The organism is Diaphorobacter sp. B2A2W2, assembly GCF_056730635.1.
The window spans coordinates 521712-535921 of sequence record NZ_JBWZOR010000002.1 but is presented as its reverse complement, the minus strand read 5'-3'; the positions used below and the strand labels follow the sequence as shown (position 1 = coordinate 535921).

17 protein-coding genes are annotated in these 14210 nt (G+C 68.0%); 11 read left to right on the top strand and 6 right to left on the bottom strand.

Annotation, left to right across the window (positions count from 1 at the left end; all coding sequences use genetic code 11):
• The first annotated feature begins 57 nt into the window (after positions 1–57).
• The 8 genes from rpsU (at position 58) to murI (ending at position 5805) form a co-directional block, all read left to right on the top strand.
• Positions 58–270 (top strand): 30S ribosomal protein S21, encoded by a 213-nt coding sequence (rpsU, locus tag AC1PPL_RS05800; RefSeq protein WP_007833691.1) that lies wholly within the window; start codon positions 58–60, stop codon positions 268–270.
• A 97-nt stretch (positions 271–367) separates the two neighbouring features.
• Entirely contained in the window at positions 368–829 is a 462-nt protein-coding gene (locus AC1PPL_RS05795; protein WP_479972878.1) for a GatB/YqeY domain-containing protein, read from the top strand.
• Positions 830–1164: 335 nt separating this feature from the next.
• A complete protein-coding gene (locus AC1PPL_RS05790) occupies positions 1165–2259 on the top strand; it encodes a tartrate dehydrogenase (protein ID WP_479972877.1) in 1095 nt (364 codons plus the stop codon).
• A 202-nt stretch (positions 2260–2461) separates the two neighbouring features.
• A complete protein-coding gene (locus AC1PPL_RS05785; protein ID WP_015913751.1) occupies positions 2462–2734 on the top strand; it encodes a metal/formaldehyde-sensitive transcriptional repressor in 273 nt (90 codons plus the stop codon).
• Positions 2731–3714 carry a CDF family Co(II)/Ni(II) efflux transporter DmeF gene (dmeF, locus tag AC1PPL_RS05780; RefSeq protein WP_479972876.1) on the top strand — a complete coding sequence of 328 codons (984 nt, stop codon included), beginning with the start codon at positions 2731–2733 and terminating at the stop codon, positions 3712–3714. Before AC1PPL_RS05785 ends, dmeF begins: the two co-directional genes overlap by 4 nt.
• An 11-nt stretch (positions 3715–3725) precedes the next feature.
• Positions 3726–4370, top strand: a complete 645-nt coding sequence (locus AC1PPL_RS05775) for a DUF938 domain-containing protein (RefSeq protein WP_479972875.1) — start codon at positions 3726–3728, stop codon at positions 4368–4370.
• 25 nt (positions 4371–4395) lie between these two features.
• A complete protein-coding gene (locus AC1PPL_RS05770; protein ID WP_479972874.1) occupies positions 4396–4827 on the top strand; it encodes a GFA family protein in 432 nt (143 codons plus the stop codon).
• 102 nt (positions 4828–4929) lie between these two features.
• Positions 4930–5805, top strand: a complete 876-nt coding sequence (murI, locus tag AC1PPL_RS05765; protein ID WP_011806020.1) for a glutamate racemase — start codon at positions 4930–4932, stop codon at positions 5803–5805.
• 67 nt (positions 5806–5872) lie between these two features.
• Here the strand turns inward: murI and AC1PPL_RS05760 are convergent, their stop codons facing one another.
• From AC1PPL_RS05760 to AC1PPL_RS05740, 5 genes are all read right to left on the bottom strand, one after another.
• Positions 5873–6388: a M48 metallopeptidase family protein gene (locus AC1PPL_RS05760; protein WP_479972873.1), complete on the bottom strand. Its 516-nt coding sequence runs from the start codon at positions 6386–6388 to the stop codon at positions 5873–5875.
• A 64-nt stretch (positions 6389–6452) separates the two neighbouring features.
• A complete protein-coding gene (locus tag AC1PPL_RS05755; protein WP_041836343.1) occupies positions 6453–7439 on the bottom strand; it encodes a Bug family tripartite tricarboxylate transporter substrate binding protein in 987 nt (328 codons plus the stop codon).
• A 50-nt stretch (positions 7440–7489) separates the two neighbouring features.
• Complete coding sequence (locus AC1PPL_RS05750) at positions 7490–8491, bottom strand: Bug family tripartite tricarboxylate transporter substrate binding protein (protein ID WP_479972872.1); 1002 nt, start codon at positions 8489–8491, stop codon at positions 7490–7492.
• 37 nt (positions 8492–8528) lie between these two features.
• Entirely contained in the window at positions 8529–9503 is a 975-nt protein-coding gene (locus AC1PPL_RS05745) for a hydroxymethylglutaryl-CoA lyase (RefSeq protein ID WP_479972871.1), read from the bottom strand.
• Positions 9500–10720 (bottom strand): CaiB/BaiF CoA transferase family protein, encoded by a 1221-nt coding sequence (locus tag AC1PPL_RS05740; protein WP_479972870.1) that lies wholly within the window; start codon positions 10718–10720, stop codon positions 9500–9502. Before AC1PPL_RS05740 ends, AC1PPL_RS05745 begins: the two co-directional genes overlap by 4 nt.
• A 120-nt stretch (positions 10721–10840) precedes the next feature.
• Between AC1PPL_RS05740 and AC1PPL_RS05735 the strand changes: the two genes are divergently transcribed.
• The 3 genes from AC1PPL_RS05735 to efp all read left to right on the top strand — a co-directional run bounded on the left by AC1PPL_RS05735 (position 10841) and on the right by efp (position 13570).
• A complete protein-coding gene (locus tag AC1PPL_RS05735) occupies positions 10841–11740 on the top strand; it encodes a LysR family transcriptional regulator (RefSeq protein ID WP_479972869.1) in 900 nt (299 codons plus the stop codon).
• On the top strand, positions 11737–12849 hold the full coding sequence (gene earP / locus AC1PPL_RS05730; RefSeq protein WP_479972868.1) for an elongation factor P maturation arginine rhamnosyltransferase EarP: 1113 nt from the start codon (positions 11737–11739) through the stop codon (positions 12847–12849). Before AC1PPL_RS05735 ends, earP begins: the two co-directional genes overlap by 4 nt.
• A 166-nt stretch (positions 12850–13015) precedes the next feature.
• Positions 13016–13570, top strand: coding sequence for an elongation factor P (gene efp, locus AC1PPL_RS05725; protein ID WP_011806028.1), 555 nt, complete (start codon positions 13016–13018; stop codon positions 13568–13570).
• A gap of 115 nt (positions 13571–13685) precedes the next feature.
• Here the strand turns inward: efp and AC1PPL_RS05720 are convergent, their stop codons facing one another.
• Positions 13686–14153 (bottom strand): hypothetical protein, encoded by a 468-nt coding sequence (locus AC1PPL_RS05720; RefSeq protein ID WP_047350521.1) that lies wholly within the window; start codon positions 14151–14153, stop codon positions 13686–13688.
• Positions 14154–14210 lie beyond the last annotated feature (57 nt).

Genomic DNA, 14210 nt, shown 5'->3' with positions numbered 1-14210 from the left:
TTTGGGCCCGATCTTCCCGAAAACCCGCTAGCGGCACCTATTGGAAAACATTAGCTAATGACGACCATTCGTGTAAAAGAAAACGAACCCTTTGACGTGGCCCTGCGCCGCTTCAAGCGCACCATCGAAAAGCTGGGTCTGCTGACCGACCTGCGCGCCCGTGAGTTCTACGAGAAGCCCACCGCCGAGCGCAAGCGCAAGAAGGCTGCCGCCGTGAAGCGCCACTACAAGCGCGTGCGCAGCATGCAGCTGCCCAAGAAGCTGTACTAAGCACAGCCCGGCGTTGATACCAGACGCCACAAAACCCGCGCTAGGGACGCCAAGCGCGGGTTTTTTGTTTTCTACACCGTTTGACTGGAGAAACACCATGAGCCTCAAGGACCAGATCACCGAAGACATGAAAACCGCCATGCGCGCCAAGGACAGCGAGCGCCTGGGCACCATCCGCCTGCTGCAGGCCGCCATGAAGCAAAAGGAAGTGGACGAGCGCATCACGCTGGATGACGCGGCCATCGTGGCCATCGTGGACAAGCTGATCAAGCAGCGCAAGGACAGCATCACCGCCTTCGAGGGCGCGGGCCGCCAGGACCTGGCCGACAAGGAAAAGGCCGAAATGGCCGTGCTGCAGGCCTACCTGCCCGAACGCATGTCGGCCGACGAAGTGGCTGCCGCCGTGAAGGCCATCGTGGCCGAAGTCGGCGCAGAACTGGGCAAGACGGTGGGCCCCGGCGACATGGGCAAGGTGATGGGCGTGGTCAAGACCCGCCTGTCCGGCAAGGCCGACATGGGCCAGGTGTCGGCCGCCGTGAAGGCCGCACTGGCCAGTTAATTTCGCTATGCTATTCATAGCTTCTTGCGCTTGATCCGTAACGGTTCAATGCCAATTTGGCATTGAATCCATTCGCTGGCAAGCGCTGGCAGCTATCGTTTCTGCTGCGCCGCACACACCCCGCTCAACAGCCGCTTGGACACCCACAGACCTGACTGCTGGCAGACCGCTGGGCTGCGCGGGGCATGGCCCCGTGTTGGGCTTCCCCCGCCATTCCGTGCGCAGCGGCGGCAAACGTCCTGTCAACGTCACGAAAGACGCAGACACGGATGCGCATTGAACAGACGCTCTCCTCGGTGAACAATGGCGGGCTTACATCGTTTGAAAAGCCACCCATGCAGCAGCAACGCACCCACAAGATCGCCGTGATCGCCGGAGACGGCATCGGCAAGGAAGTCATGCCCGAAGGCCTGCGCGCCGTGCAGGCCGCCGCCCGGCGCTTCGGCCTGAACCTGGAACTGCACACCTTCGACTGGGCGCATTGCGACTATTACGCCCAGCACGGCCAGATGATGCCTGCCGACTGGAAGGCGCAGCTGTCGGGCATGGATGCGATCTTCTTCGGCGCCGTGGGCTGGCCGGCGACCGTACCCGATCACATCTCGCTGTGGGGTTCGCTGCTGAAGTTCCGCCGCGAGTTCGACCAGTACATCAACCTGCGCCCCGTGCGTCTGTTCGAGGGCGTGCCCTGCCCGCTGGCCGGCCGCAAGCCCGGCGATATCGACTACTACGTGGTGCGCGAGAACACCGAGGGTGAATACACGTCGCTGGGCGGCATCATGTACGAGGGCACGGACCGCGAGATCGTGATCCAGGAGTCGGTCTACTCGCGCCACGGCGCCAACCGCCTGCTGAAGTTCGCTTTCGACCTGGCGCAAAGCCGCCCGCGCAAGCACGTGACGCTGGCCACCAAAAGCAACGGCATCGCCATCAGCATGCCCTGGTGGGACCAGCGCGCCGACGATGTCGCCAAGGGCTACCCCGAAGTCACGCTGGACAAGCAGCACATCGACATCCTCACCGCGCGCTTCGTGCTGCAGCCGGGGCGCTTCGACGTGGTGGCCGCCACCAACCTGTTCGGCGACATCCTCTCCGACCTGGGGCCCGCCACCACCGGCACCATCGGCCTGGCGCCATCGGCCAACCTGAACCCCGAGCGCACCTTCCCCAGCCTGTTCGAGCCCGTGCACGGCTCGGCGCCCGACATCTACGGCCAGAACATCGCCAACCCGATCGCGATGATCTGGTCTGGCGCGCTGATGCTGGACTTCCTGACCCACGGCCAAGGCGCGGGGCGGCAGGCCCACGATGCCATCGTTGCGGCCATCGAAGAGATCATCAAAAGCGGCCCGCGCACGCCAGACCTGGGCGGTGCGGCAAGCACCACGCAAGTGGGCGAGGCCATCGCCGCGCGCATCGCGCACGGGTAACCACTGCCCGCAGGGCGCGGCATGTTTCCGTCAACGGACTTACGCTATTGATTAAATAGCATACAGCGCTTGTCCATCAAGCGCTGCGGCCCATTTCTGCAACATATTGCGCAAGCGCCCGCTGCGCGCAATGGCCGCGTTCCCGCCGCGGTCCGTGCGGCCGGGTTAGCATAGCCCCCCACACTATTTTTTGAATCACCCCATGTCCCACACCCACGGGCAAAAAGACAAGCTGATCGCACGCGTGCGGCGCATCAAGGGCCAGATGGAGGGCATCGAGCGCGCCCTGGAGGGTGACGCCGCGTGCGCAGAAGTGCTGCGGCAGCTCGCTTCGGCACGCGGCGCCATGAATGGTCTGACCACCGAAGTCATGCTGGGCCACCTGCAGGCTCATGTGGTGGACGCCGGCACCGATGCCGAGCGCCGCACCGGCGGCGAAGAAATGATGGACATCCTGCGCTCGTACCTGAAATGACTTCCTCCACCCTGCACACCGCGGGCGCGGCGCCCGCACCCTTCCCCGCCGACCATCACCACGTCTTCCTGGGCGCGGAGCACCAGCGCAACGAGCGGCGCGTGTGGCTCGTGATCGCGCTAACGGCCGGCATGATGGTCGCCGAGATCCTGGCGGGCAAGCTGTACGGTTCGATGGCCCTGGTGGCCGACGGCTGGCACATGTCCACGCACGCCGGTGCCATGCTGATCACGGCGCTGGCCTATCGGTATGCACGCCGCCATGCGGCCAACCCACGCTTCTCGTTCGGCACCGGCAAGATGGGCGACCTGGCCGGCTTCGCCAGCGCCGTGGTGCTGGCCATCGTGGCGCTGCTCATCGCGTGGGAGAGCTTCCTGCGGCTGACCGACCCCGTGCCCATCCGCTTCGAGCAGGCAATCGCCGTGGCGGTGATCGGCCTCGTGGTGAACCTGGTGTCCGCCCGGCTGCTGCATGGCGGACATGGGCACCACCACCATGGCCACGATCACGTGCACGACCATCACCACGCCGACCACGACCACGACCACGGCCGCCATGGCCACGACAACAACCTGCGCGCGGCGTACCTGCATGTGCTGGCCGACGCGCTGACCTCCGTGCTGGCCATCGCGGCGCTGCTCGTGGGGCGCAGCTACGGCTGGCTCTGGGCCGACCCGGCCATGGGCGTGGTGGGCGCGCTGGTGATCGCCCGCTGGTCCTGGGGGTTGATCCGTGACGCCGGCAGCGTGCTGCTGGATGCGCCAGCCGAAGGGCCGCAGGTCCGCCAGGAGATCGAGGACATCCTCGCCGCCACGGGCGACACGCTGAAAGACCTGCACGTCTGGCAGGTCGGCCCGGGCCATTTTGCTGCCATCATCTCCGTCGCCTCGGCCACGCCGCAGCCCGCGCAACACTACAAGGCCCTGCTGCTGCCGGTGCACGAGCTGTCGCACGTCACCGTGGAAGTACAGGCGCTTTGAGCACACATGCCATGAGTCACCCTCCCCTGCCGTTTTCCCAGGCCTGCGAAAACAACCAGGCGCCCATCTTCGCCGTGCTGCAGCAGGCCTTCGCCGACCGGCGCCATGTGCTGGAAATCGGCTCGGGCACGGGCCAGCACAGCGTGTATTTCGCGCCGCGCCTGCCCCACTTGGTGTGGCAGACCAGCGACCTGGCGGACAACCACGCAGGCATACGCGCCTGGCATGGGCAGCACCCGGCGCCCAACCTGCGCCCGCCGCTGCTGCTGGACCTGGCGCACAGCGATTGGCCGCAGGGCGAACCTGACAGCGGGCCGTTCGATGCGGTATTCAGCAGCAACACCGCGCACATCGTGGCCTGGCCGCTGGTGCAGCGGCTGTTCGCGCTGGCCGGTGCCCACCTGCCTGGCGGCGGCGTGCTGGCGCTGTACGGCCCCTTCAACTACGGCGGAACCTACACCAGTGACAGCAACCGCGCCTTTGATGCCTGGCTGCGCCAGCGCGACCCGCACAGCGGCATCCGCCACTTCGAGGACATCGTGGCGCTGGCGGCACAGCACGGCCTCGCGCTCGCGCACGACCACGCCATGCCTGCGAACAACCGGCTGCTGGTGTTTTACCGCACCGCCGCCCCGGCGGAGCCTGCCGTAGAGTGACGCCAACACACCTTCGCCGTCTGCCATGAACCCATCCGAGCCGCAGCACCACGGCGCCTGCCTCTGCCAGGGCGTGCGCTTCACGATCCGCGGGCCGCTGGCCCCGATCCAGATCTGCCACTGCGCGCAGTGTCGCCGCGCGCAGGGCAGCGCGTTTGCCGCCAACCTGCCGGTGGACGTGGAGCGGCTGCAGTTCCAGGCCGGCCAGGACCTGCTGCGGCGCTTCGAGTCCTCCCCCGGCAAGCGGCGCGTGTTCTGCGACATCTGCGGTTCGCCGGTATTCAGCGAGCGCGACAGCCTGCCCGGTGTGGTGCGCATCCGCGCAGGCCTGCTGGACGAGCCCGTGGCCGCGGCGCCGGCATTCCACATGCATGTGGCCTCGCGCTGCAGCTGGTGGCCCCTCCAGGACGATCTACCCCAGCACCCGCAGGGGTACGTGCCGCCCGGCGCGGCCTAGAGCGCGCCCCTGCAGCCCGGCCGCCGCACGGGCATACTGGAGGCCCGTGCGCCGCCGCCCCTCCTGGCGGTGCCCTTCCCCCGATTTCTTGCCACGCCTTCCATGACATCGCCCCTTGCCGCCCGTCCCATTGGTGTGTTCGACAGCGGCATTGGCGGCCTGAGCGTGCTGCAGGCGCTGCGCCACGAACTGCCGCACGAGCATTTCGTCTACCTGGCCGACAGCGGCAACGCTCCCTATGGGGACGCCAAGGGTGACGCCTTCGTGCAGCAGCGCACGCTGGCCATCGCCCGCTGGCTGCGCGAACACCACGGCATCAAGGCGCTGGTGGTCGCCTGCAACACGGCCACCGCCGCCGCGGTGGAACAACTGCGCGCCGCCCTGCCCGACCTGCCCGCCATCGGGGTGGAGCCGGCGCTCAAGCCCGCCGCCGCCAGCAGCCAGACGCACCACGTGGGCGTGCTGGCCACGCGCGGCACGGTGGGCAGCGCGCGCTTTCAGCGCCTGCGCGATGGGCATTCGGCCGGCACGCGCTTTTCGGTGCAGCCTTGCGACGGCCTGGCGCGCGCCATCGAGCAAAGCACCGAGGAGCCGCTGCCCGCCGCCGCATCCATGGCAAAAATAGAAGCGCTTTGCGTCCAGTACACGGGCGCGCTGGGCACTTTTGGCTTGAAAACGGGCGAGATCGACACGCTGGTGCTGGGCTGCACCCACTACGTGTTCGCCAAGGACATGCTGCGCGCCCTGGTGGGGCCGGATGTGCAGATCATCGACACAGGTGCGCCCGTGGCGCGCCAGACCCGGCGCATCCTCGACCAGGCCGGCGCCCTCGCACCCGAGCACGCGGCGGATGGCGCGCCCGCCGCGCCGGGGCACATCCAGCTCTACACCACCGGCCAGTTGGCCGCGCTGCAGTCGGCAGCCGAACGCTGGCTACAGTTGCCCGCGCAGTACTGCGCGGCGCTGCAGATCGACTGAGATTTAAGCCAAAACGGGCCGTAGCGCTTACCTATCAAGCGCTGGCAGCTATTTTTTCAATAGCATTTCACCACAGCAGCTCACCGCCCGCGTCCAGGTGCGTGAGGTACAGGCGCAGGTCGAACTCGAACTGGTGGTACTGCGGCTCCATGTGGGTGCACAGCTGGTAGAAGGCCTTGCCATGGTCTTTCTCGCGCAGGTGGGCCAGCTCATGCACGACGATCATGCGCAAGAACTCGTCGGGCGTCTGCTTGAACAGCGCGGCCACGCGGATCTCATGCCGCGCCGCCAGCCGCCCGCCCTGCACCTGCGTGCGGTGGGTGTGCAGCCCCAGCGCATGGCGCACTACGTGGATCTTGCTGTCGAACAGCACCTTGTTCACCGTGCCCGCGTTGCGCAGGTGGCGCGCCTTGAATTCCTGGGCGTAGTCGTACAGCGCCTTGTCGCTGCGCACCGCGTGGCCCTCGGGGTACTTGCGCTGCAGCAGTGCGCCCAGCTGGCCCTGCGCCAGCAGCGCATGGGCCTGGGCCTGCAGCGCGGGCGCGTAGGCCCGCAGGTAGGGCAGATCAGTGGGAGCGGTCATGGGGGCGCCGGGCGACAGCACGCGCGGGCTGCCGGTTGCAAAGGGCGCCCAGTGTAGGGCGGATTTATTCCGCCTCGATCTTGGAGCTCTTGATCACGCCCGCCCAGTTGGCGAAGTCGCTCTTCACGCGCTCGCCCAGCTGCTGCGGGCCCTGGTAGTCGGCCGCGGCACCCTGTTCCTGCGCCTTCTTGCGGAAGGCCGGGTCTTCCACCACCTTCTTCATGTCGGCGGCCAGCTTGTCGATGACCGGCTTGGGCACCCCTGCGGGCGCAAACAGCGCGAACCACGAGGTGGCGTTCACGCCCGGGTAGCCGGCCTCGGCCGTGGTGGGGGCGTCGGGCAGGCTGGCCAGGCGCTCCTTACCCGTGACGGCCAGCACGCGCAGCTTGCCGGACTGGATGTGAGGCATGAACGGCGGAGCGGTGCCGAAGGTCAGGTCCACCTGGCCGCCCAGCAGGTCCTGCAGCGCGGGGCCCGTGCCCTTGTAGGGCACGTGCACCATCTTGATGCCGCCCTGCTGCTCCAGCATGGCGCCGGTCACGTGCTGCAGCGAGCCGTTGCCCGACGAGGCGTAGTTGAGCTTGCCGGGGTTGGCCTTGGCGTAGGCCACCAGCTCGGCCAGGGTCTTCACCGGCAGGCCGTCGCGCACCACGATGATCTGCGGCGCCGAGATCACATTAGCGATGGGCTGGAAGTCCTTCTGATCCCACTGCGGTGCCTTGGTGAGATGGGGCGAGATCACGTGGTAGCCCGAGTACTGCATGAGCAGCGTGTAGCCATCGGGCTCGGCGCGCTTGACGATGTTGGCCGCGATGGCGCCGTTGCCGCCACCCTTGTTGTCCACCACCACCGACTGGCCCAGCACCGGTGCCAGCGCCTGCGCGGCCATGCGGGCCGAGATGTCGGTGGTGCCGCCGGCGGCGGCCGGCACGACGAAGGTCACCGTGCGCGATGGGTAGCCGCCCTGCGCCCAGGCCGTGGACAGCGCCAGCGGCGCCAAAGCGGCCAGCGCCAGTGCGCCGAAATGTTTGCGTGTGATGCGCGTGGTCATCATGGGTTGTGTCTCCTTGTTGAAAGTTGTGCGAAATCGGGATGGAAGAATCAGTCCACGGTGGCGCCGGTGTCCTTGACCACGCGCGCCCACTTGGGCAGGTCGGACTGCACCAGCGCACCCAGCTGGGCAGACGAGCCCTTGAACGGCTCGCAGCCCACGACGGCGAGCTTGTCCACCACATCCTTGTGGTCCAGCGCGCGTGCCACTTCGGCCTGCAGCCGCTCGACGATGGGCGCGGGCGTGCCCGCCGGGGCGAACATGGCGTACCACGGTGCCTGCGCGAAGCCCTTGAGCGTCTCGCCGATGGTGGGCACGTCGGGCAGCGCGGCGACGCGCTTTTCGTTCACCACGCCCAACACCTTGAGCTTGCCCGCCTTGATGAAGGCGATCGACGAGGGCAGGCTCTGCACGGACAGCGGCACCTGCCCGCCCGCCACGTCGGTGGCGGCCGCCGCCGAGCCCTTGTAGGGAATGTGCTGCAGCTGGATGCCCGCGGCCTTTTGCAGCAGCTCACCGATCAGGTGGTTGAGCGTGCCGTTGCCAGCCGAGGCGATGGCGTACTTGCCGGGGCTGGCCTTGGCCAGCCGGATCAGGTCCGCCACGTTGTTGCCCGGAAACGAAGGATGCGCCACCAGCACATAGCCGGCGGTGGCGACGGGCGCCACGGGCTCGAAATCCTTGACGGCGTCGAACCCCGGGTTCTTGTAGAGCGCCGGGCCGATCACGTGCGCGCTGTCGGCCGTGACCAGCAGCGTGTAGCCATCGTGCTTGGAGCGCGCCAGGGCCGCCGTGGCCAGCGTGCCGCCCGCGCCGGGGCGGTTGTCCACCACCACGCTCTGGCCCATCTGCTCGCCCAGGCGCTGCGCCAGCACGCGCGCAATCGCGTCGTTGGCGCCGCCCGCGGCCTGCGGCACCACCAGGGTGATGGGCTTGGAGGGGTACTTGTCCTGCGCGGCGGCGCCCAGGGGCGCGGTGCACAGCAGTGCGCCCACAGCGGCCCCAAAGGCCAGCGCGGCCCTGCGGCCGTGGAATGCAGTGGTCAAAGGCATGGTGTTGTCTCCTGTCGTTATGGACGTGCGGTGAAAGCTACCGCGCCAGTGCGCGCTCGCGGATCGCGTCAAAGCCCGCAGGCACCGGATGCAGGTCCAGCCGGCACCCCGCCTTCACGATCTGGCTGGGCACCTCGTGGCCGATCAGCGCGGGCAGGCGGGCCGCAGTGGCGATCAGCGCCGGCAGATCAATGCCCGTGTCGTAACCCATGAGCTGCAGCGCATGCACCACTTCTTCGGTGCATACATTGCCCGTGGCACCCGGCGCATAGGGACAGCCGCCCAGGCCGCCCAGCGATGCGTCAAAGCGCTGCGCCCCCGCATCGATGGCCGCCAGCACATTGGCCAGGCCCATGCCGCGCGTGTTGTGGAAGTGCAGCGTGAAGGCCATGCCCGGCCAGCGCGCGCGCGCAGCAGCCACCACCTGCCCCACCTGCGTGGGAAAGGCCATGCCCGTGGTGTCGCACAACGTGATGCCCGCAACGCCCAGGTCGGCGAAGCGCTGCACATGGTCCCATACGGCGTCCAGCGCCACGTCGCCCTCCATGGGGCAACCGAACACGCACGACAGCGACACGTTCACCGGCACCTGCGCCGCCTGCGCCATGGTGATCACCTGTGCCAGTGCCGCGAACGATTGCGCGCGCGTCATGCGCAGGTTGGCGAGGTTGTGCGTCTCGCTGACGGACATGACCAGGTTCAGCTCGTCGGTGCGCGACTCGATGGCGCGCTCCGCGCCACGCGCGTTGGGCACCAGCGCGGTGTAGGTCACGCCGGGGCGGCGCTCGATCTCACACATCACCACCTCGGCGTCGCGCAGCGCGGGGATGGCCGTGGGCGAGGTGAACGAGGTCACCTCGATCTTGGACAGGCCCGCGTGGGACAGTGCATTCACGAGCGCGATCTTGTCCTCGGTCGGCACGAACTGCGCCTCCATCTGCAGGCCGTCGCGCAGGCCCACGTCGCACAGCTCGATGCGCCGCCCGGCGCCGTTCCACACGCTGGTCGTCATTGGATCACTCCCTTGCTTCGCAGCAGCGCGATCTGCTCGGCCGTCAGCCCCGCCTCGGCCAGCACGGCATCGGTGTCGTCCCCCAGGCGCGGCGCGCTGGTGCGGATGGTGCCCGGCGTGACCGAGAGCTTGGGCACGATGCCCGGCACCTGCAGCTCGTAGCCGTCGCGCGTGCGCTGCGTGAGCAACATGTCTCGCGCCTGGTAGTGCGGGTCCTCGGCGATGTCCTTGGCGGTATAGACCTTGCCCGCCGGCACGCGCGCTGCGGCCAGCAACTCCATGACTTGCGCCACGGTGCGCTCGGCGGTCCAGCGGCCAATGGCCGCGTCGATCTCGGCCACGCGCACCACGCGGCCGGCGTTGTCGGCCAGTTGCGGGTCATCGGCCAGATCCTGGCGGCCGATGGTGGCCATCAGGCGCTTGAAGATGCTGTCGCCATTGCCGGCCACCAGCACCCAGCCGTCCTGACAGGGGTAGGCGTTGCTCGGCGCAATGCCCGGCAGCGCGCTGCCCGCGGCCTCGCGCACGGCGCCAAAGGCGCTGTACTCGGGGATCAGGCTTTCCATGCAGTTGAACACCGCCTCGTGCAGGGCCACGTCGATCACCTGGCCCGCGCCGCCGTTCACCTTGCGGTGGTACAGCGCCATCATCACGCCGATGGCGCCGTGCAGCGCGGCCAGCGTGTCACCGATCGACACGCCCACGCGCACCGGCACGCGGCCCGGCTCGGCCGTGAGGTGGCGCAGGCCGCCCATGGCCTCGCCGATCACGCCAAAACCCGGCAGGTCGCGGTAGGGGCCGGTCTGCCCGTAGCCCGAGATGCGCAGGATGACCAAGCCCGGGTTGAGGGCGTGCAGCGCCTCGGGCGATAGGCCCCAGCCCTCCAGCGTGCCGGGACGGAAGTTCTCGATGAGCACGTCGGCTTCAGCAATCAGGCGGCGCGCGATGTCCTGCGCCTCGGCCTGGCGCAGGTCCAGCGCCACCGACTTCTTGTTGCGCGACTGCACCTGCCACCACACGGAGGTGCCCTCCTTGATGAGGCGCCAGTTGCGCAGGGGGTCGCCCGCGCCCACGGCCTCGATCTTCACCACATCGGCGCCGAACTCGCCCAATGTCTTGCCGCAGAACGGCCCGGCGATGAGCTGGCCCATTTCGATCACGCGCACGCCGGCCAGTGCCGCAGGCGTGGGGGCAGCGGTGTTGTACTTGGGGGTCATATGTCTCCTGCAATCCAGGCGGCATGATGCGGCGCCCCGGCTGGGCCGCAAAACGCTCAAGCGCGAAGCTGCCATCGCAAACCGGCATGGCCCGCCGCCGCCGCAGTACCATCGCCGCCCATGAAGCTCGACCCGGTCTCCCTGCGCCTGTTCGTCGCGGTGATGGAGGAAAACGCCATCGCCCGCGCCGCCGCGCGCGAACACATCGCGCCCTCCGCCGCCAGCCGCCGCCTGGCCGAGCTGGAGGACGCGCTGCGCGTGGAGCTGTTCACGCGCAGCAACCGCGGCACCGAGCCCACGGCTGCGGCCTACGCCCTGCTGCACCTGGCGCGCGGCGTGCTCAACGACCTGGACGGCATCGCCACGCAGATGCAGGACTTTCGCGCCGGCGTGCGCGGCCACGTGCGCGTGGTGGCCAACATCTCGGCCATCACGCAGTTCCTCCCGGGCGAACTGCAGCGCTTCATGGCCGCGCACCCGCAGGTCGATGTGCGGCTGCAGGAGCAGATCAGCACCGCCGTAGCGCAATCGGTGGCCGAGAACGCAGCCGACGTGGGCATCCTCAACCACGGCAGTTATGGCGAGCGCGTGAGCCTGCTGCCCTACCGCGAGGACGAGCTGGTCCTCATCGTCCCCGCAGGCCATGCGCTGGCGCGCCGCCGCAGCGTGCGCCTGAGCGATGCCCTGGCCTGCGACTTCGTGGGTATGCATCCGGGCAGCGCCATCAACAACCTGCTCACACGCGCCGCGGCCGAGCAGGAGATGCCGCTCAAGCTGCGCATTCAGGTCACGAGCTACGACGCCCTGTGCCTGATGGTGTCCGCCGGCCTGGGCGTGGCCGTGCTGCCGCGCGGCAGCGCCCAGATCTACCGCGGCACACTGGCCCTGCGCGCCATCACGCTGGATGAGCCCTGGGCACGGCGGCGGCTGTCGCTGTGCGTGCGCTCGGAGGAGTCGCTGTCCAGCGTCGCACGCTTGCTGGTGGACCACCTGCGCGCCGGCGCCCAGGAGGCGCCATGACGAAGGCCACGGGCCACCTGCGCTGGGACATCTTTTGCCAGGTGATCGACAACTTTGGCGACATCGGCGTGTGCTGGCGCCTGGCGGCCGATCTGGGCAGCCGCGGCCACCGCGTGCGCCTGTGGGTGGATGACGCCAGCGCTCTGGCCTGGATGGCGCCGCAGGGCGCACCTGGCGTACAGGTGCTGCCTTGGCCCACGCAGGCGCCCGTAGACGGGCCCGGCGACGTGGTGGTGGAGGCCTTCGGCTGCGAAATTGCTCCGCAATTCATAGCTGCCATCGCTCACCACACAAACGCTACAGGCCCAAAACCCTTATGGATCAACCTGGAGTATCTGTCGGCCGAGGCCTATGTGGAACGCTGCCACCGGCTGCCGTCTCCGCTCATGAGCGGCCCGGGGGCAGGCCTGACACGCTGGTTCTACTACCCCGGCTTCACCGAGCGCACGGGCGGCCTGCTGCGTGAGCCAGACCTGCTGGCGCGCCAGGCCGCGTTCGACCGCTCCGCCTGGCGCGCCGGCCACGGCATCGGGGCAGACGAAGTCGCCATCTCGCTGTTCTGCTACGAGCCACCCGCCCTGCCCCAGCTGCTGGCGCAATGGCAGCCGCGCAGCGACGTGCGGCTGCTGGTCACGCCCGGACGTGCCACGGCGGCCGTGCGCCAATGGCAGCAGCAGTTTGAGAGTCAAAACAGCCTCCAAGGCTCATACAGCAAGCGCGAGCAGCTATCAATTTCATATCTGCCACTCTGCCCTCAGCCGGCCTTTGACGAAATGCTCTGGGCCTGCGACCTGAACTTCGTGCGCGGCGAGGACTCGCTGGTGCGCGCCCTGTGGGCGGGCCAGCCGTTCGTGTGGCAGATCTATCCGCAGCACGACGATGCGCACCACGCCAAGCTACTGGCCTTCCTGGACTGGCTGCACGCACCAGCGTCGCTGCGGCGCTGGTCGGCCCTCTGGAACGGTCTGGAGACCCGCAGCGAGTTGCCGCCGCTGGACGCGGCCACCCTGGGCGAATGGCGCGCATGTATACAGTCCGCGCGTGCGCGGCTGCTGGCACAGCAGGATTTATTGACCTTACTACTAGGGTTTGTGGCGGAGAAAAGCTAGAATCCCTGGTTTTGCGCCATTCGAAGGCGGCACTCGCGTGCCCAGCCGGCGCCCCCGCCGCGGAACATGCGCCGGGGTGGAAGGCGGCCCAGTTCACGCAAACGCCTGGGCCACGCCCGCCCGCCCCGACTTGTGGAGCGGTCAACCTTTCCTTCCCAAGCAAGCCATGAAAATCGCTCAAGAAATCCGCGCCGGCAACGTGATCATGCAGGGCAAAGACCCCATGATCGTGCTGAAGACCGAATACGCCCGCGGCGGCCGCGGCGCCGCTACCGTGCGCATGAAGCTGAAGGCGCTCCTGTCCAACATGGGCACCGAAGTCGTCTTCAAGGCCGACGACAAGATCGACAACGTGATCCTGGACAAGAAGGAGTGCACCTACTCCTACTTCGCCGATCCGATGTACGTGTGGATGGACGCCGAGTACAACCAGTACGAAGTGGAAGCCTCCAACATGGGCGATGCCATCAGCTACCTCGAAGACGGCATGGCCGCCGAAGTGGTGTTCTACGACGGCAAGGCCATCTCCGTGGAACTGCCCACCAGCGTGGAGCGCGAGATCACCTGGACCGAACCCGCCGTGAAGGGCGATACGTCCGGCAAGGTGCTCAAGCCCGCGAAGATCGCCACCGGCTTCGAAGTGGCCGTGCCGCTGTTCGTGGACCAGGGCGACAAGATCGAGATCGACACGCGCACGGGCGAATACCGCAAGCGCGTCTAAGAACACCTTGCGTCCGGCTGCGGACGCTGTTCATGCAAGGGGAGCGTGTCATGCACGCTCCTCTTTTTTATTGAGGACTGGGTGGGTCCGGCAGGGACCACGCCCAGCGCCGCATTCACGCGAACAACGCCCTCTCCAGCCTGGTGTACTTGGCGTCTCCCACGGCCTCGCGGATCTTGGGAGCCAGCGCCGCCAGATCCTCATACCCCGCAGCCCCCTCGACCGCCAGATTCAGGCGGAAGCCCTTCAGCCCCAGGCTGGCGGTAAGTTCGGTGGCGATCGGGTAGGCGGCTTGATAGCGCTCGCGCTGCGTGCGCCCCGTGCCATCGACCTGCACCTCGGCGCCGTCCGCCGGCGCTGCGGCCGCGGGTGCCGGCGCTCCCGGTCCGCTCTCCAGCAACCCCTGGTCGATCATGAGCTGCACGTCCTCGCGCGAGATGCCCATGGCCGCCGTGGCCGTCAGCACCTGGTCCAGGGTGCGCTTGCCGTCGAACAGGATGAAGGCTGAGCGCTGGCGCGGCGACAGCGCACCCTGGCGATCCTTCAGCGCCAGTTGCCCAGCCGGTGTCTTCACGAGAATCATGCCCACCTCTTCGCTTGGTACGTGATGGAAAAGCGGCATGGAACGCCGCACGAGCCC